Origin of the sequence: Actinomycetospora endophytica (assembly GCF_021026375.1) — a bacterium.
Classification (GTDB): Bacteria; Actinomycetota; Actinomycetes; order Mycobacteriales; family Pseudonocardiaceae; genus Actinomycetospora; species Actinomycetospora endophytica.
The window spans coordinates 866679-883658 of the sequence record NZ_JAJNDB010000001.1; the positions used below are offsets into that span (position 1 = coordinate 866679).

The 16980-nt window shown below is 72.8% G+C and carries 16 protein-coding genes and 1 tRNA gene; 9 read left to right on the forward strand and 8 right to left on the reverse strand.

Going from position 1 to position 16980, the window contains the following annotated elements; all coding sequences use genetic code 11:
* Nucleotides 1–200: 200 nt before the first annotated feature.
* From LQ327_RS04195 to LQ327_RS04205, 3 genes are all read right to left on the reverse strand, one after another.
* On the reverse strand, nt 201–1028 hold the full coding sequence (locus LQ327_RS04195) for a hypothetical protein (RefSeq protein WP_230730275.1): 828 nt from the start codon (nt 1026–1028) through the stop codon (nt 201–203).
* Nucleotides 1029–1101: 73 nt separating this feature from the next.
* Nucleotides 1102–1425: a hypothetical protein gene (locus LQ327_RS04200; protein WP_230730276.1), complete on the reverse strand. Its 324-nt coding sequence runs from the start codon at nt 1423–1425 to the stop codon at nt 1102–1104.
* A gap of 49 nt (nt 1426–1474) precedes the next feature.
* Nucleotides 1475–3004, reverse strand: coding sequence for a long-chain-fatty-acid--CoA ligase (locus LQ327_RS04205; RefSeq protein ID WP_230730277.1), 1530 nt, complete (start codon nt 3002–3004; stop codon nt 1475–1477).
* A gap of 171 nt (nt 3005–3175) precedes the next feature.
* On the opposite strand from LQ327_RS04205, the gene LQ327_RS04210 reads away from it, so the two are divergent.
* Nucleotides 3176–4318 (forward strand): acyl-CoA dehydrogenase family protein, encoded by a 1143-nt coding sequence (locus LQ327_RS04210; protein ID WP_308286244.1) that lies wholly within the window; start codon nt 3176–3178, stop codon nt 4316–4318.
* Between the two features lie 156 nt (nt 4319–4474).
* On the opposite strand, the gene LQ327_RS04215 is transcribed toward LQ327_RS04210, so the two are convergent.
* Complete coding sequence (locus tag LQ327_RS04215) at nt 4475–5074, reverse strand: TIGR03086 family metal-binding protein (protein WP_230730278.1); 600 nt, start codon at nt 5072–5074, stop codon at nt 4475–4477.
* Nucleotides 5075–5147: 73 nt separating this feature from the next.
* Here LQ327_RS04215 and LQ327_RS34550 point away from each other — a divergent pair, with 73 nt between their 5' ends.
* Entirely contained in the window at nt 5148–6020 is an 873-nt protein-coding gene (locus tag LQ327_RS34550; protein ID WP_230730279.1) for a helix-turn-helix domain-containing protein, read from the forward strand.
* A gap of 32 nt (nt 6021–6052) precedes the next feature.
* Here LQ327_RS34550 and LQ327_RS04225 read toward each other — a convergent pair whose 3' ends face one another.
* Nucleotides 6053–6748 (reverse strand): TetR/AcrR family transcriptional regulator, encoded by a 696-nt coding sequence (locus LQ327_RS04225; protein WP_230730280.1) that lies wholly within the window; start codon nt 6746–6748, stop codon nt 6053–6055.
* A gap of 271 nt (nt 6749–7019) precedes the next feature.
* Here LQ327_RS04225 and LQ327_RS04230 point away from each other — a divergent pair, with 271 nt between their 5' ends.
* From LQ327_RS04230 to LQ327_RS04250, 5 genes are all read left to right on the forward strand, one after another.
* Nucleotides 7020–8237 (forward strand): acetyl-CoA C-acetyltransferase, encoded by a 1218-nt coding sequence (locus LQ327_RS04230; RefSeq protein ID WP_230730281.1) that lies wholly within the window; start codon nt 7020–7022, stop codon nt 8235–8237.
* 58 nt (nt 8238–8295) lie between these two features.
* Nucleotides 8296–10455, forward strand: a complete 2160-nt coding sequence (locus LQ327_RS04235) for a 3-hydroxyacyl-CoA dehydrogenase NAD-binding domain-containing protein (RefSeq protein WP_269069469.1) — start codon at nt 8296–8298, stop codon at nt 10453–10455.
* A gap of 151 nt (nt 10456–10606) precedes the next feature.
* Complete coding sequence (locus tag LQ327_RS04240) at nt 10607–11755, forward strand: CaiB/BaiF CoA transferase family protein (protein WP_230730283.1); 1149 nt, start codon at nt 10607–10609, stop codon at nt 11753–11755.
* 84 nt (nt 11756–11839) lie between these two features.
* A complete protein-coding gene (locus LQ327_RS04245; RefSeq protein WP_230730284.1) occupies nt 11840–13165 on the forward strand; it encodes an alpha/beta fold hydrolase in 1326 nt (441 codons plus the stop codon).
* Nucleotides 13166–13202: 37 nt separating this feature from the next.
* Nucleotides 13203–13532: a hypothetical protein gene (locus tag LQ327_RS04250; RefSeq protein WP_230730285.1), complete on the forward strand. Its 330-nt coding sequence runs from the start codon at nt 13203–13205 to the stop codon at nt 13530–13532.
* A 75-nt stretch (nt 13533–13607) separates the two neighbouring features.
* On the opposite strand, the gene LQ327_RS04255 is transcribed toward LQ327_RS04250, so the two are convergent.
* A complete protein-coding gene (locus tag LQ327_RS04255) occupies nt 13608–13784 on the reverse strand; it encodes a hypothetical protein (RefSeq protein ID WP_230730286.1) in 177 nt (58 codons plus the stop codon).
* A 243-nt stretch (nt 13785–14027) separates the two neighbouring features.
* Between LQ327_RS04255 and LQ327_RS04260 the strand changes: the two genes are divergently transcribed.
* Nucleotides 14028–15026, forward strand: coding sequence for an aldo/keto reductase family protein (locus LQ327_RS04260; protein WP_230730287.1), 999 nt, complete (start codon nt 14028–14030; stop codon nt 15024–15026).
* Between the two features lie 66 nt (nt 15027–15092).
* On the opposite strand, the gene dprE2 is transcribed toward LQ327_RS04260, so the two are convergent.
* Nucleotides 15093–15845, reverse strand: coding sequence for a decaprenylphospho-beta-D-erythro-pentofuranosid-2-ulose 2-reductase (gene dprE2 / locus LQ327_RS04265; protein WP_230730288.1), 753 nt, complete (start codon nt 15843–15845; stop codon nt 15093–15095).
* Between the two features lie 105 nt (nt 15846–15950).
* On the opposite strand from dprE2, the gene LQ327_RS04270 reads away from it, so the two are divergent.
* Nucleotides 15951–16274, forward strand: a complete 324-nt coding sequence (locus LQ327_RS04270; RefSeq protein ID WP_230730289.1) for a P-II family nitrogen regulator — start codon at nt 15951–15953, stop codon at nt 16272–16274.
* A 614-nt stretch (nt 16275–16888) separates the two neighbouring features.
* Here the strand turns inward: LQ327_RS04270 and LQ327_RS04275 are convergent.
* A tRNA-Tyr gene (locus tag LQ327_RS04275) sits at nt 16889–16969 on the reverse strand.
* Nucleotides 16970–16980: the final 11 nt, after the last annotated feature.

Sequence of the window (16980 nt, forward strand, 5' to 3'; positions counted from 1 at the left end):
GGGCGTGGGATCCGAGCTCGCGACCCTGTCCCCGACTCCCCCGAGAGCCGGAGACAGAGCCTCCACCCGCGACGGTCGACCAGCTCCCCAGCGGCCGACTTGTATCGCGCACGCTAAGTATTCCCGACCGGGCCGTCCTAGATCCACTTGGCCCGGGGATCCGCCCCGTCCGCGTGTCCCCGGCGTCACGGCGGCCGCGGTCACTCCGGGGGCAGGTTCCACCTCGCGCGCAGCTCCCGGCCCTCACGGCGCTCGTCGGCGGCGACGTCCCGTGCCCGTTGCGCGGCCTCCCGCCGCCGCTCGGACTCGGCCGCGTCGGCCTGGTTCGCCCGGGAGTCCCTGGTGTCCGCGACCTGGTCGAGGGTCGTCGCGACATCGTCCGCGGTGCTGGCGAGCCGGGCGGCGAGCCATCGCACGTCGGCGCCGGCCGCGTCCGCCCGGGCCGACATCACCATGACGGTCTCGCGGACGATCTCGTCCTGATGGCGGCTGGCCTGCTGTCGGGAGCGGCGCAGCGCCTCCCGCGAGCGGTCGACCCGGGCCGCGGCCCGCGCGGCCGCCTCGGCGGCACGGTTCAGGACCGCTTCCGCCCGGTCGAGCTGATCGATCGGCGTCGCCCCCAGCGCCCGTGCCATGCCCTCCAGGGCGGACTCCCGCGCGTCGGCCCGTCGCTCGCGCGCGTCGGCCTGCTCCTCCCGTCGGTCGGCGTCGGCCTCCCGCCGGTCGGCGGCCTCGTCCCGCTCGTCGGCGACCACTTCCCTGGCGTCCGCCCGGGCGTCGCGTTCGTCCGCGGCCATGTCCCGGGCGTCTGCGGCCGCGTCCCGGACGTCCGCGGCGGCGGCGCGGGCTTCGGCGTACGCCGCGGCGTCCGCCTCCGTCCGGCCGACGCGCTCGGGAAGGCCCTGCCGGGCCGTCAGGGCGGCGGCGTCACGCGCCACCGGAGCCTCCGAGCGCTCGCCCATGGTCCTCACCAGCCCGTCCGGGACGCCCTCCTCGCCCCCGGCGCCGCTACCGAGTGTGCGCCTCACGGCGGCTTCTCGGGACCGGCCGGCCGGACACGGCCCGGACACGGCCGCCGGTCGGGCGCCCTCCGGGCTCGTCTCAACCGGTGGAGCCGCCGTCCCAGGTCGGTCGCCGGTGCGGCTTGTAGCGCTGCGCGGCGACGTGGGCCAGGCCCGCCGCCTCGTGGACGTGCCGGGCCGCACCCTCGAGGGTCTGTTCGGTCGAGGTCTTGGGCGCGGGGCGCAGGTCGACGGTGTCGAGCAGAGCGACGACCGTGTCGAGGGTCTCGGCGATGTAGTAGGCGAGCTCGGCGGCCTCGGCGGGAGCGATGGGGTCCGCGCCGCGGTTGGCCTCGATGCCGGAGGTCAGGGCAGCGGTGGCGTCCCGCAGCGCCTTCTCCGCCGTGTCGCGTGCGTCGGTCATGGTGGATTGTCCCGCAGCAGCGGCCCCCGTGCCCCGCGGTGTCGGGCGCCTAGCCCCCGTCGGGAGTCACGTACCGGGCACGGAGGTCCTTCTTGAGAATCTTCCCGGACGCGTTCCGGGGCAGCTCGCCCACGATCTCGACCGATCGCGGTCGCTTGAAGCCCGCGATCCGCTCCTTCGTCCACGCCAGGAGCTCGTCCGGGTCGATCGAGTGCCCCTCCGCCGCCACGACGACGGCCTTCACGGTCTCGCCCCACCGGTCGTCGGGAACCCCGATCACGGCGACGTCGGCGACCGCCGGATGCTGCGCGACGACGTTCTCCACCTCGATCGGATACACGTTCTCCGCGCCGGTGACGATCATGTCCTTGATCCGGTCGGTGAGGAACAGGTAGCCCTCGTCGTCGAGGTAGCCGCCGTCGCCGGTACGGAACCAGCCGTCGGCGGTCAGCGCCTTCGCGGTCTCCTCGGGCCGCTGCCAGTAGCCCGCGGTCACCTGCGCGGAGCGGATCCAGATCTCGCCGACCTCGTTCGCGGGCTGGTCCTTGTCGTCCGCGGTGTCGACGACCTTGAGCTCGACCCACGGGTACGCCCGGCCCGCCGAGCGCATGAGGTGGGCGCGCGGGCCGTCGGGGTCGTGGTCCTCGGGCTCGAGCTGGGTGATCGCGCCGGTGGTCTCGGTGGAGCCGTAGACCTGGAAGAGCGGGACGCGGAAGGTCTCGAGAACCCGGTTGAGCACGGCACCGGTGATCGGCGAGGCGCCGTAGGCGACGGCCCGCAGCTTCGACCAGTCGCGGTCCGCGGCGCCGGGCACCTGGCAGAGGAACTGCAGCACGGCCGGGACCAGGAAGGCGTTGGTGATCCCCTCGCGCTCCATGGTGTCGAGCAGCTGGTCGGGGACGATGTCGGCGACGAGCACGACGCGCGCCCCGAACGCCAGACAGACCAGCGCGAACCCGGACCCGCCGATGTGGAACAGCGGCATGGCGACCATGCCGACGGACTCGTCGTCGAAGCTCCAGTGCCCGCCCACCGAGAGGAGCGAGCCGAAGTTGTCGTGCGAGAGCAGCACGCCCTTGGCCCGGCCCGTCGTGCCGGAGGTGTAGAGCTGCAGGACGGCGTCCTCGGAGGCCGAGTCCGACGTGGGCTCGGTCCGGTCGGTGAGGCCGTCCACCCAGCCCTCGTAGTCGTCGCCGACGACGAGCACGCGCCGGCCCGGGCGCGCCAGCTGCTCGCGCAGCCCCGCGAAGTCCGGACCGAGGACGACGAGCCCGGCCTCGGCGTCGTCGGCGAGGTCGATCAGCTCGGCCGGGGTGAGCCGGAGGTTGAGCGGCGCGACGGCGGCCCGGACGGCCGCCGCGGCGAAGAGCAGCTCGAAGAACTCGACCGCGTTCTTGCCGATCCACACCACCCGGCCGCCCTCGCCGACCCCCAGCTCCCGCAGCCCGGTGGCGATCCGCGCCGACCGCTCCTCGAGCTCGGCGTACGTCACCGAGCGGTCGCCGCCGGTGAGCGCCGTGACGTCACCGCGGTCGCGGGCGTGGTCACGGACGATGTCGGTGAGCCGGAACGGGGCCACGGCACCTCCTGGTAGGAACGGACAGATCGGGCATCCGGTGATCCCGGACACGGCGCGACGCGGCACGGTAACCGGAGCGACCGAGGACACGGAAGAGTCAGGGTTGACCGTTACGGGTCGGAACGAGGACGCTTACCGAGCAGTAGCAAATCCGGACGGGAGGAGCCCCGGGTGGAGCGCACGATCTTCAACGACGAGCACCGAGCCTTCCGGGAGATGGTGCGGGACTTCCTGGAGAAGGAGGTCGCGCCGTACCACGCGGACTGGGAGTCGCAGGGCCACGTCAGCCGCGACGTCTGGCTGGCGGCGGGCAAGACCGGCCTGCTCGGTGTCGACGTCGAGGAGCGCTTCGGCGGCGGCGGGACCGACGACCTGACGTTCCTGTGGATCCTGACCGAGGAGATCTCGCGCAGCGGGTTCTCCGGGCTCGGGTTCCCGCTGGCGAACGACGTCGTGACGCCCTACCTCACCGAGCTGACGACCGAGGAGCAGAAGGAGCGCTGGCTCCCGCGGTTCTGCTCCGGCGAGATGATCACCGCGATCGCCATGACGGAGCCCGGCACCGGCTCCGACCTGCAGGGCATCCAGACCAAGGCCGTCCGCGACGGTGACGAGTGGGTCATCAACGGCGCCAAGACCTTCATCACCAACGGGATCATGAGCGACCTGGTGGTCGTCGTCGCGAAGACCGACGCCGAGGCCGGGTCGCACGGCTTCAGCCTCATCGCCGTCGAGCGGGACACGCCGGGCTTCGAGCGCGGCCGTCACCTCGACAAGATCGGCATGGTCGCGCAGGACACCGCCGAGCTCTCGTTCACCGACTGCCGCGTCCCCGCGTCGAACCTCATCGGCGAGGAGGGGAAGGGGTTCATGTACCTGATGCAGAACCTGCCCCGCGAGCGGATGTCGATCGCGATCGCGTCGACGGCGGGCGCCGAGAAGGTCCTCGAGGACACGATCACCTACGTGAAGGACCGCAAGGCGTTCGGTCGGCCGATCGCCTCGCTGCAGAACACCCGATTCAAGGTCGCCGAGCTCACGACGAAGCTGGCGGTCACCCGGGCGTTCGTCGACCGCTGCATCACCGAGCTGAACGCGAAGAAGCTCGGGCCGGCCGAGGCGTCGATGGCGAAGTACTGGGCGACCGAGACCGCCAAGGAGGTCATCGACCAGTGCCTCCAGCTGCACGGCGGGTACGGCTACATGCGCGAGTACCCGGTCGCGAAGGCATACCTGGACAACCGCGTGCAGACCATCTACGGCGGCACCACCGAGATCATGAAGGAGATCATCGGGCGGATCGTCCTCGGCTGAGCGGTCAGCTCTGACCGCTCCGCCGTCGTTCTGCGGCTTCGTCGTTCTGAGCGAAGGGCCCCTTCGGTCGATCTAATCGACCGAAGGGGCCCCTCGCTCGGAATCTCGGTGTCTCGGTGTCTCGGTGTCTCGGTGTCTCGGTGTCTCGGGACCGGCCTAGCGGGACCAGCCGGGGTCGCGGCCCGAGATCGCGACGAGCCGGTCGAGCGCCGGGGCGTCGTCGGCGACGGCGACCCGCGGCCCGAACGTCTTGCCCTCGCCCTGGTAGTCGTCGGTGAGCATCATCGGCGCGAACACCAGCGACGCCTCGAGGCCCGCGTCCGGCGGGGACCACGGCTGCCCCGTCGCGACCGCGAGGTCCCAGCCGTGCACCTGGTACTCCCACAGGATCATCGACAGCGCCATCTCGCCCGGCATCGCCGCCTCCCCGAGCGTCAGGGGGCGGGTGGCGGCGCCGGCGGCGAGCGCGCGGTCCAGGGTCGCGGCGGCGTCCCGGACGGCTGCCGCGGCGTCGTCGGGCGCGCGGTAGCCGGAGAGGTCCGCGCGCGGGGCCCGGCCCTCGGGGTCGGCGTACCCGGCGCTGAACGTGTCCAGCCAGCCGACGACGTGGTCGAGCAACGTCGCGACGTCGTACTCGGTGCAGGGCGTGGCCGCGGCCCGCTCGGCGCCGTCGATGCCGTCGACGACCCGGGCGAGATCGGTCAGGACGGCGTTCAGGTGGGCCCGGGTGTCCGCGACGGTCTCAGTTCCGCTCATGACGGTCAGTCTTCCGGCCGCGGCGTGCGCTGGATTGAACAATCGCGACGGGCCGGCGTCCTAGTCTGGCCGCGTGACCGGGCCCGCCCCCGTGGAGCGCGACAGCAGGGGGATCCTCGACCCCTGGCTGCTGCGCAGTCGGGTCGCGTTCACGCGCCACCCGCCGACGCCGGCGCTCGACGGGCTCGTCGACCGGTTCTGGGCCGTGCGCTGGGACCTCCCGGACGGGACCGCGCATCGCCAGGAGGTGCTCACCCACCCCTCGGTCAACCTCTCCGTCGGCACCCCCGACGCCCGCAGCGGCGCGATGGCGCCCGAGGCGCGGGTGACCGGGGTGGCGACCGACCTCGTCGACCGCGAGCTCGCCGGTCGCGGCTGGACCGTCGCGATGATGACGACGGTCGGCGGGTTCGGGGCGTTCGCCCGCGATCCGGTGTCGACGCTGGTCGGACGGGTCGTCGACGTCGACGTCGTCCCCGGGCTCGACGGCGGGTCCCTGGTCGCCGCGGTCACCGGTGCCGGGGAGAGTGGCGACGAGGCCCGCGAACCGGCCCGCGTCGCGGTGCTCGCCGGGGCACTCGAGGGTGTGCTCGCTAAGGCCGACCCGGGCGTCGTCGCGCAGGCGCGGGAGGTCGCCGCCGTCGCGCGGATCGCCGAGACCGACCGCGACGTGCGCCGCCTCGACGACCTCGCCGCGCGCGCCGGCGTCACCCCGCGCGCCCTGCAGCGCCTGTTCGCCCGCCACGCCGGGGTGTCCCCGACCTGGGTGCTGCGTCGCTACCGCCTGCTCGAGGCCGCCGAGTCGGTCCGGAACGGCGAGCGGGTGGCGTGGTCCGACGTCGCGGGTGCGCTCGGCTACGCCGACCAGGCCCACCTGGTGCGCGACTTCCGGGCCGCGCTCGGCCGCACCCCGGAGGCCTACGCGCGGGCGCTCCGCGCCATGTGAGTGGAAGTGGACGTCGGGACGTCCACATCCACTCACGTGCGCAGCAGCGCCTTCGCCATCTGCTTCCACTGCGCGAGGTGCGGATCGGTGGCGTGGTCGCGCGGGTCGAACCCGTACGTCATGGCCACGCCGCGCATGCTCGTCAGCAGCATCTCGCGCACCGTCGGGTAGTTCTCGTCGTCGAGGTGGCGCTCGAACACCGCGTCGAGGGTCTGCCGGATCGCCGCACCCAGGCGCCGCTCGGCGGGCAGCAGCGCCGTCGCCAGCGCCGGGTCGGTCCGCGCCGCCGTCCACAGCTCCACCGACGCCCAGAAGTAGGGCTGCCGGAACGTCGACCACATCTCGTCGACGACGCGGTCGATGCGCCTGTCCGGGTCGTCGTCGGCGGCGGGGAGGTCGGCCGCGGCCAGCCCGTCGGAGGCGAACCGCGTCGCAGCGAGGTGCTGGGCGGCGGCGACGAGCAGCGTCTCCTTCGACGGGAAGTGGTGCAGCAACCGGCCGCGCGACACGCCCGCGCGGGCCTGGATGGTCAGCGTCGTGGTGCGCGCGTACCCGGACTCGACGAGGCAGGAGACGGCGGCGTCGAGGATGCGCTGGCGGCTGTCGGACGTGCGCTGCTCGCGGGAGCGACGAGGGCCGGCCGGCCGGCGGGCGGGCGCCTGCTCCGACGAGTCGTCGGTGGCCGTGTCGAGCACCGGATCCGCGTCCCCGGCGCGCCCTGCCGTCATGCGTCCCGCTCCCGTCATCCGTGCCGCCCCCGTGCGCCGACGGTGCACGATCGTCGCCGACATGACACCTGACGGTCAACGCTGACCGTCACCGCGACACCTCCGGGCCACCTCGGGCGACCCCGGCGAGGGCCATGCCTTCCGGTCATGGCTACTCGCCGGTAACGTCACTGCACGGACCTTGCGCCGCCCGTTGACAGCCGCCACAAACAGTCCATCATGACTGTCAGGAGCGCTGGGCGGCCCGCCCCGCTCGAGCCGTGTGAAGGGAATGCCACCCGTGACCGAGGCATACATCTACGACGCCATCCGCACGCCGCGCGGGCGGGGCAAGTCGACCGGGTCGCTGAACTCGGTCAAGCCCGTGTCCCTGGTCGTCGGCCTGCTCGACGAGCTCCGCACGCGCAACCCGGAGATGAGCCCGGAGCAGATCGAGGACGTGGTGCTCGGCTGTGTCTCCCCGATCGGAGACCAGGGCGGCGACATCGCGCGCACCGCGACCATCGCCGCGGGCTACCCCGACACCACGGGTGGCGTCCAGCTCAACCGCTTCTGCGCCTCCGGCCTCGAGGCCGTGAACCAGGTCGCGCAGCGCGTCGCCTCGGGCTGGGAGGACCTGCTCATCGGCGGTGGCGTCGAGTCGATGTCGCGCGTCCCCATGGCCTCCGACGGCGGGCCGTGGGCCATGGACCCGGAGACCAACTTCGAGACCGGCTTCGTCCCGCAGGGCATCGGGGCCGACCTCATCGCCACGATGGAGGGCTTCTCCCGCGAGGACGTCGACGCGTACTCGCTCGAGTCCCAGACCCGCGCCGCGAAGGCCTGGGCCGACGGCGCGTTCGACCGCTCGATCGTGCCCGTCAAGGACCGCAACGGCCTGACGATCCTCGACCACGACGAGCACATGCGTGAGACCACGATGGAGGGCCTCTCCGGCCTGAAGCCCTCGTTCGCCGGCATCGGCGAGATGGGCGGCTTCGACGCGGTGGCGCTGCAGAAGTACCACTGGATCGAGTCGATCAACCACGTGCACCACGGCGGCAACTCGTCGGGCATCGTCGACGGCGCCGCCCTCGTGCTGATGGGCAGCGAGGAGGCGGGCAAGCGCAACGGCCTGACGCCGCGCGCCCGCATCGTCGCGACCGCGGTCACCGGCGCCGACCCGACGATCATGCTCACGGGCCCGACCCCCGCGTGCCACAAGGTGCTCGCCAAGGCCGGCCTGACGATCGACGACATCGACCTCCTCGAGATCAACGAGGCGTTCGCCGCCGTGCCGATGAAGCTCATGAAGGACCTGGGCTTCCCGCACGACCGCACCAACGTCATGGGCGGCGCCATCGCGATGGGCCACCCGCTCGGGGCCACCGGCGCGATGATCATGGGCACGATGGTCGACGAGCTCGAGCGCCGCGACCTGCGCCGCGCCATCGTCACGCTGTGCATCGGCGGCGGCATGGGCGTCGCGACCATCGTCGAGCGCGTCTGATCCCGCCTCCCACCACCCCCTCAGCGCAGAAGGAGCACGAAGAGCAGTGAGCGACAACATGTTCCGGTGGGACGCGGACGCCGACGGCATCGTCACGCTGACGATGGACGACCCGGACGCCTCGGCCAACACGATGAACGACCGCTTCGGGCGGGACTTCGAGACGACGCTGGACCGGCTCGAGTCCGAGAAGGACTCGATCACCGGCGTCGTGCTGACCTCGGCGAAGAAGACCTTCTTCGCGGGCGGCAACCTCGAGGACCTGCGCAACTACGGCGCCTCCGAGGCCCAGCGGGTCTACGACAACTCGCAGCAGATCAAGGCCGCGCTGCGCCGCCTCGAGACCCTCGGCAAGCCGGTGGTCGCGGCGATCAACGGTGCCGCGCTCGGCGGTGGCCTCGAGATCGCGCTGGCCACCCACCACCGCATCGCCCTCGACGCCAAGGGCTCGAAGATCGGCCTCCCGGAGGTCACCCTCGGCCTGCTGCCCGGCGGCGGCGGCGTGGTGCGCACGGTGCGCCTGCTCGGCATCGCCGACGCCCTCATGCAGGTCCTGCTCCAGGGCCAGCAGCGCAACCCGAAGGACGCCCTCGAGGCCAGGCTCGTCGACGAGGTGGTGGACTCGCCCGAGGACCTGCTGGCGAAGGCCAAGCAGTGGGTGAAGGACAACCCCGAGGCCGCCCAGCCGTGGGACGTGAAGGGCTACAAGATCCCCGGCGGCACGCCGTCGACGCCGGCGTTCGCGGCGAACCTCCCGGCCTTCCCGGCCAACCTGCGCAAGCAGCTCAAGAACGCCCCGATGCCGGCGCCGTACAACATCATGTGCGCGGCGGTCGAGGGCTCGCAGGTCGACATCGACAACGCCGCGAAGATCGAGTCGCGCTACTTCGCGGACCTCGTCGTCGGCCAGGTCTCGACGAACATGATCAACGCGTTCTTCTTCGACCTGCAGTCGATCAACAAGGGCGGTTCGCGACCCTCCGGCTACGACAAGCACACCGCCCGCAAGGTCGTCGTGCTCGGCGCCGGGATGATGGGCGCGGGCATCGCGTACTCCTGCGCGATGGCCGGCATCGACGTCGTCCTCAAGGACGTCGCCCTGGCCAACGCCGAGAAGGGCAAGGACTACTCGAAGAAGATCCTCGACAAGGCCGTCTCGCGCGGGAAGTCGACCCAGGAGAAGGCCGACGCGGTCCTCGCCCGGATCACCCCGACCGAGAAGCCCGAGGACGCCTCCGGCGCCGACCTCGTCATCGAGGCCGTCTTCGAGAGCCCCGACCTCAAGAAGAAGGTCTTCGCCGAGATCATGCCGCACCTGGCGCCCGACGCGGTGCTGGGCTCGAACACCTCGACGCTGCCGATCACCGACCTCGCGACCGGCGTCGACCGGCCCGAGGACTTCGTCGGCCTGCACTTCTTCTCACCGGTCGACAAGATGCCGCTGCTGGAGATCATCCGCGGCGAGAAGACGTCCGACGCCACGCTGGCCAAGGCCGTCGACATCGCGCTGCAGATCAAGAAGACCCCGATCGTCGTCTCCGACTCCCGCGGGTTCTTCACCAGCCGCGTGATCGGCACGTTCGTCAACGAGGCCGTGGCGATGCTGGCCGAGGGCGCGGCGCCGTCGTCGATCGAGCAGGCCGGCTCGCAGGCGGGCTACCCCGCCCCGCCGCTGCAGCTGATGGACGAGCTGACCCTGACGCTCCCGCAGCACATCCGCGAGGAGACCAGGAAGGGCGTGGAGGCCGCCGGCGGCACCTGGGTCGCGCACCCGGCCGACGCGATCATCGACCGCATGGTCGAGCTCGGCCGCAAGGGCCGCTCCTCCGGTTCCGGGTTCTACTCCTACGACGCCGAGGGCAAGCGGACCGCGCTCTGGTCGGGTCTCTCGTCCGAGTTCGGCGCCGCGACCGGCGACCTGCCGTTCGAGGACATGCGTGAGCGCATGCTCTTCGCCGAGGCGCTCGAGACCGTGAAGTGCTTCGACGAGGGCGTGCTGCACACCATCGCCGACGCCAACATCGGCTCGATCATGGGCATCGGCTTCCCGGCGTGGACCGGTGGCGTGGCGCAGTACATCGACGGCTACCCGGGCGGCCTGCCCGGCTTCGTCGAGCGCTCGCGCATCCTCGCCAAGGCCTACGGGGACCGGTTCAACCCGCCCGCCTCGCTGGTCGCCAAGGCCGAGAAGGGGCAGAACCTGCGCGACTCGGCCTGAGTCGCGCTCGACGCTCCGGGACGAACGGCTCGTTCGTCACCCTCGATGGTGACGAACGAGCCGTTCGTTCGTTCCGGGGATCACTACCGGTCAGGGCTGACTGCCTCGTAGGGTTCCCGACGACGGGTCGCGAGAGACGGGAGACGAACGCATGGGTGTGCTCGACGGCGTCAAGGTGATCGAGGTGGCCGGGATCGGTCCCGGCCCGTTCGCCGGGATGGTGCTCGCCGACATGGGCGCCGACGTCCTGCGGATCGACCGCACCTCCGGCGGCGGCCTGCAGCTCGGCGACCCGTCCAAGGACGTCCTCGCGCGCGGCCGTCGCTCCGCGGCTCTCGACCTCAAGTCCGCCGAGGGCGTCGAGGTCCTGCTCGACCTCGTCGCCGAGGCGGACGTGCTCATCGAGGGCTTCCGGCCCGGCGTCGCGGAACGGCTGGGCTTCGGCCCGGAGGTCTGCCACGAGCGCAACCCCGGCCTCGTCTTCGGCCGCATGACCGGCTGGGGCCAGGACGGTCCGCAGGCCCAGCGGGCCGGCCACGACCTCACCTACCTGGCCACGGCGGGCGTCGTCGGGCACGTGGAGGGCCCCGAGGGTGCCCCCGGCATCCCGATGAACCTCGTCGGCGACTTCGGCGGCGGCGGCATGCTCCTGGTCGTCGGCGTCCTCGGGGCGCTCGTCGAGCGGTCCACCTCGGGCCGCGGGCAGACCGTCGACGCCGCGATCGTCGACGGCGGCGCGCTGCAGATGGCGATGATCTACGCGCTGCGGGGACAGGGACTGTGGCCGGGCGGCCGCGGGCGCAACCTGCTCGACGGCGGCGCACCGTTCTACGAGAACTACCGCTGCTCCGACGGCAGGTACGTGGCCGTCGGCGCCATCGAGCCGCAGTTCTACGCCGCGCTGATGTCCGGGCTCGGACTCGAGGGCGAGGACATCGCCACCGGCCAGTGGGACCTGAAGCGCTGGCCGGAGTTCACCGCCCGGCTCGCGGAGGTCTTCGCGACCCGCACCCGCGACGAGTGGGCCGCCGACCTCGAGCCGACCGAGGCCTGCGTCGCCGCGGTGCTCGAGATGGAGGAGGCCGCCGAGCACCCCCACATCACCGCGCGCGGCACGATCACCGAGGCCTTCGGGGTGCGCCAGCCCGCTCCCGCCCCCCGCTTCGACCGCACCCCGAGCGCCGCCCCGACACCGCCCGCGTCGCCCGGACAGCACACCGTCGAGGCGCTCACCGGGTGGGGTCTGGACGCTGACCGCGTCGAGAAGCTGCGCGCCGCAGGAGTCGTGCACCAGGCCTGAGCTCCGGCGGCCCGGCGCGGAGCACGATCGGATGGCACGATCACGCGCGTCCGGGACGGGCGGCGCCGGTGAGGGGGTTCCTGCGTGATCACTCCGGGGACGCTGGCGCGTGCGCTGACCAACGTCCGGGACCGCGTGCTCGAGGGGCCGATCGCGGACCTGCGGCGGATGCCGCGCGTCGCGATCGACACCGGCCCCACGGACCCGGACGCCTGGGCCGTCGGCCGGGCGCACGGCCTGGCCCGCGCCGGGCAGGTGAGCACGTACCGGTACGCGGTCCACCCGACCGCCCGGCTCCGCGGTGCGCCCGTGCTGCTCGTCTCCCCGCTGGGCGCCTGCGGGGTGGCCTTCGACCTGCGCCGCGGGTGCAGCCTCGTCGAGCACCTCGTCGGCGAGGGCAGGCACGTGCACCAGGTCGACGACGAGGACCTCGTCGGGCACGGCGCCCCGTCCCCGGGCTCGCCGTCGGACCTCACGCGCTGGGTGGACGACATCCTCCCGCACGTCGTGCGGCTGGTGTCCGCCCATCACGACGGCGCCCCGGTGCACGTCATCGGCTGGTCGGTGGGCGCGCTGACCTCGCTGCTCGCCGCGGCCGACGACCCCACGCTCCCGATCGCCTCGCTCACCGCGATCGCGACGCCGTTCGCGCTCGACCACGTCCCGGAGAGCATCCCGCCACGGCCGCTCGCGGTCGCGGCGGGCGGCCCGGTGCTCGCGACCCTGCAGACGCTGCTCGGCCTGGTGCCGACCGTGCCGCCGGTGCCCGAGTTCCTCTCCGCCGGGGCGGTCGGGGCCTTCGTGACCACCCCACTGACGGTCCTGTCCCACCTGGCCGACCGGGACTTCCTCGCCCAGCTCGAGGCGGTCGACGACCTGCGCGCGCTGGTCGGGGCACAGGCCCAGCTGGTCGGGGCGACCTATCACGCGATGGTCGGGCCGGGGGAGCTGGAGCGGGGGCTGGTGTCGGTCGGCGGCCGCCAGATCGACCTCGGGGCCCTGCGCCGCCCGGTGCTGCTGGTCTCGGGCGAGGACGACGTCGTCGTGCCTCCGCGTGCGGTGCGGTTCGGCTCGACGGTGCTCTCCGGAGCGGACACCTCGCTGATGACCGCGCCCGGCGGGCACCTCGGGGTGGTCTGCGGCCGGGCGTCCCGCGACCGCCTGTGGCCCGCGCTGTGCGCGTTCCTGGACCGGCACGACCCGGTCGTCGGGATCGAGGGGGACCGGCGCCCGTCGCGCCGTCCCCGGCGGGCGGTCCGTCGTCCGCTCCCCCCGGCGACGACGGCGCCCGAGGCGGCGGCCGACGCCGTCGACGAGGCACCCGACGTCCCGGCCGCCCCGGCCCGCCGCGCCGGGCGACGTCCCCGTCCGGCGCCCAAACCGGCCACCCGCACCCGGGGCCGGGACTAGGCCCGTCGTCGTATCCGACGTCGTCTAGGGTCGTCCCGTGGTTTCCCTGCGCGAGGCGCGACGTGACAAGGGATGGTCACAGACGGCCGCGGTGGCGCGGCTGCGGGACCTCGCCGACGTCGGCCGTGTCGAGGTGGCGTCCGCGGCCAGCCTGAAGACCCAGCTCTCGCGCTGGGAGAACGGCACCGTCCCGGAGGAGCCGTACCGGACGCTGCTCGCACAGCTCTACGAACGGGACCTCGGCGAGCTCGGCATCGACGTGACGCCCCACTGGGAGCGCAGTCACGAGATCCCCGACCTGCTCGCGGAGATCCGCGACGAGCTGCGGACGATCAGCGGGCTGCTGCGCGAGCAGCGCCGCGACTGACGTCGCCGACCGACCCCCGGAACGACGAAGGCCCGCCCGGACCGGGTCCGGGCGGGCCTTGGTGCCCAGCGGTGCTCAGCTCACGGAGCGGTGACGCTCGACGGAGTGGAGCGGGGGGTAGTCGGCGTGGTCCTCGGACGCGAGCATCAAGCTCAGCGCTCCGATGGAGACGGTGCCGAGGGCGACGACGGCCTCGGCCGTCAGATCGAGAACATCAGCGAGCGGGCGCAGCGGCGCGGTGAGCAAGGTCACGACCTGAGTGCCTCCGTACGAGTGACGAGTGAACCGGCGGACCGACGCTGTCCGCCGCGGTTCCCCCATCCTGTCGGACAGGTGGGTGGCTACCCAACCCGATCAGGCTGAGTTCACACCCATGTTTCATCACACTGCGACAAAGGGTCGTTCTCCTGGGACAGACGGTCGAGAATGTCCGACGGGAGGCGATCCCGTGGCGCCACACAGCGCGGCGACCACCGGACTTCGTACGCTCGGGGAGTGCGCTTCCGCCAGCTCGGTTCCAGTGACCTCCAGGTGTCCGAAATCTCCCTCGGATCCTGGCTGACCTACGCCGGAGGGGTGGAGGCCGACGCGACCGCCGCCTGCACCCGGGCGGCGTTCGACGCCGGGATCACGTTCTTCGACACCGCCAACGCCTACGGGCGCGGCGCCGCCGAGACCGCCTGGGGCGAGATCCTCGCCGACTACCGCCGCGAGGACTACGTGCTCGCGACGAAGGTGTTCTTCCCGATGTCGGACACCGACCGCGGGCTCTCCCCGGAGCAGATCGCGAAGCAGATCGACGCGTCGCTGCAGCGCCTGCGGACCGACCACGTCGACCTCTACCAGTGCCACCGCTTCGACGCCCGGACGCCGATCGAGGACACCATGGAGGCCCTCGCCGAGGTCGTGCGCTCCGGGAAGGCCCGGTACCTCGGATTCAGCGAGTGGACCCCGGACCAGACCCGGGCCGGCCTCGCCGCCGCACCGTCGGACGTCACGTTCGTCTCCTCGCAGCCCCAGTACTCGATGCTGTGGCGCGCCCCCGAGGGCGAGGTGTTCGACGTGTGCCGCGAGCACGACATCTCCCACGTGGTCTGGTCGCCGCTCGCCGAGGGCGTGCTCACCGGCAAGTACCTCCCGGGGGAGGCGGTCCCCGTCGACTCGCGCGCCGCGAGCGACGAGATGAACGGCTTCATCAAGCAGAAGCTCACCGACGCCACGCTCGAGGCGGTGCAGCGGCTGCGCCCGGTCGCGGAGGGCGCCGGGCTGACGATGGCGGAGCTGGCCCTGGCGTGGGTGCTGCGGCGCCCCGAGCTGGCGTCGGCGATCATCGGGGCGTCCCGGCCGGAGCAGGTGCACGCGAACGCCGCGGCGGCGGGGATCGAGCTGACGCCGGACACGCTGCGGGCGATCGACGAGGCGCTCGGCGACGTCCCGGTGGCCGGGTACCGACTCGCGCCCGGTGCGTCGGATCAGATCACGCACCGGTCGTAGGGCTGTTGTCAGCGATGCGGCATTGCTGACGTTGAGCGTCAGCGGTGCCGCATCGCTGGCGACGACCTACCGCGGCATCCGGCGCCACACCGCCGCCGGGAGCACCCGCATGACGACGGCCAGCGCCCGCAGGCTCGCCGGCACCCAGATGACGTCCCGACGACGGGCCGTCCCGGCCGCCACCGCGTCGGCCACCTGCTCCGGCGTGGACGACAACGGCGCGGGCGAGAGTCCGCTGTCGGCGGTCATCCGCCCGACCACGAATCCCGGCCGCACCAGCGTCAGGTGCACCCCGGTGCCGCGCAGGGCGTCGGCGAGACCGGTCGAGAACCCGTCGAGGCCGGCCTTCGCGCTGCCGTAGACGTAGTTCGCGCGTCGGACCCGCCAGCCGGCGACGGAGGAGAACACCACGATCTCCCCGTGCCCCCGCTGCCGCATCCGCGCGGCGACCCGGGTGAGCACCCCGACCTGGGCGGCGTAGTCGGTGTGCACGACGGCGAGGGCGTGCTCGGCGTCGTTCTCGGCCCGCTGCTGGTCGCCCAGGATCCCGAAGGCGACGACGACGGTGTCCGGCACGCCGTGGTCGCGCTCGACGGCGTCGAGGAACGACGCGTGGGCCGCGACGTCGTCGGCGTCGAACTCCACCGTCGCGACCGCCGCCGGCCCGGCCGCGGTGATGCTCCGGGACTCCGCGGCGAGGTCGTCGGCGCGTCGGGCCGCGAGGACGACGGTCGAGGCCCGGCCGTCGGCCACGAGACGCCGCGCGAGGGCGACGCCGATCTCGCTGCGGCCGCCGAGGACGAGGACGGTTCCGGGCATGTCGGGCAGCCTCGCAGTCACGGTGTCGGCGGCGGCCGTCAGGGCCTAGCGTGATGATCCTCGCGGGCGGTTCCGCCGCCGCCCGGCGTCACCGAGGGGGTCGAGGTGAAGATCGTGACGGCGCTCGTGCGGCCGCACGGGCTCGACGCGGTGCGCAGGGCGCTCGAGCGGCACGCCGTGCTCGGGATGACGATCACCGAGGTCGGAGCCCACGAGCCCGGTCACGTCGAGGTCCACAAGGGCGCGCGGATCGAGGTCGACCTCGTGCCGCGCCTGCGGGTCGAGACCGTGGTGGACGACGACATCGTCGAGCGGCTGCTCGATCAGCTGGTCACGAACCTGGACGGTGGGGACGGCCAGATCTGGGTCCGCCAGGTCGACCTGGTGCTACGGGTGCGCACCGGGGAGATGGGGCAGGACGCCGTCTGAAGACCGGCAGCCCCGGGGACGCTGGGGGGAGCATCCCCGGGGCCGGGGGTCCGATCGCGGGGGGCGCGACCGACCATGACCCAGGTTACGCCTCGTTCACTCTTCTCCGGGCCCGATTCCACCCGAACCAACACGTTTTCCGGCTGCTCCTTGCGCCCGACGGTCGGTCTCAGGGCCCCGGCGAGCGCGCGGCGACGCCGGCCCGTGCCCGCGTCGGGCTGCGAATGAAGACGTGGCGACGGATTCACGGGCCCGTCGTCGCCGGATCTCGTGATGTTTCGGGAACTCCCGGCCGGAGCCGTCCCGATGCGTCCGTCGTCACTGGTCAGGCCGTCGGTGACGACGGAGCGCCGTGACGCCGGCCGACCACCGTGAGGGACGCCCGGAAGGTCGGCGGACGAGGACGGAATCACGCCTCGGACGAGCTCAGGCGCGCGGCGTGAACCGGGCTCGGGCTCACCCTCCGGCCACCGTCCGCCGCCGGGAAGTGATCGACACCGTTCGGCGATTGGTGACCGCCCGTTCCGTCGTCGCGAACGTCCGGGATGCCATCGCCGGGGCCGAGGACCGGGCACGACAAAGCCCCCGACCACTCGTTCTGGTCAGGGGCTCTGTGGCGGGTGAAGGATTCGAACCTTCGAAGCTTTCGCGACGGATTTACAGTCCGCTCCCATTGGCCGCTCGGGCAACCCGCCGGGATGCCGCC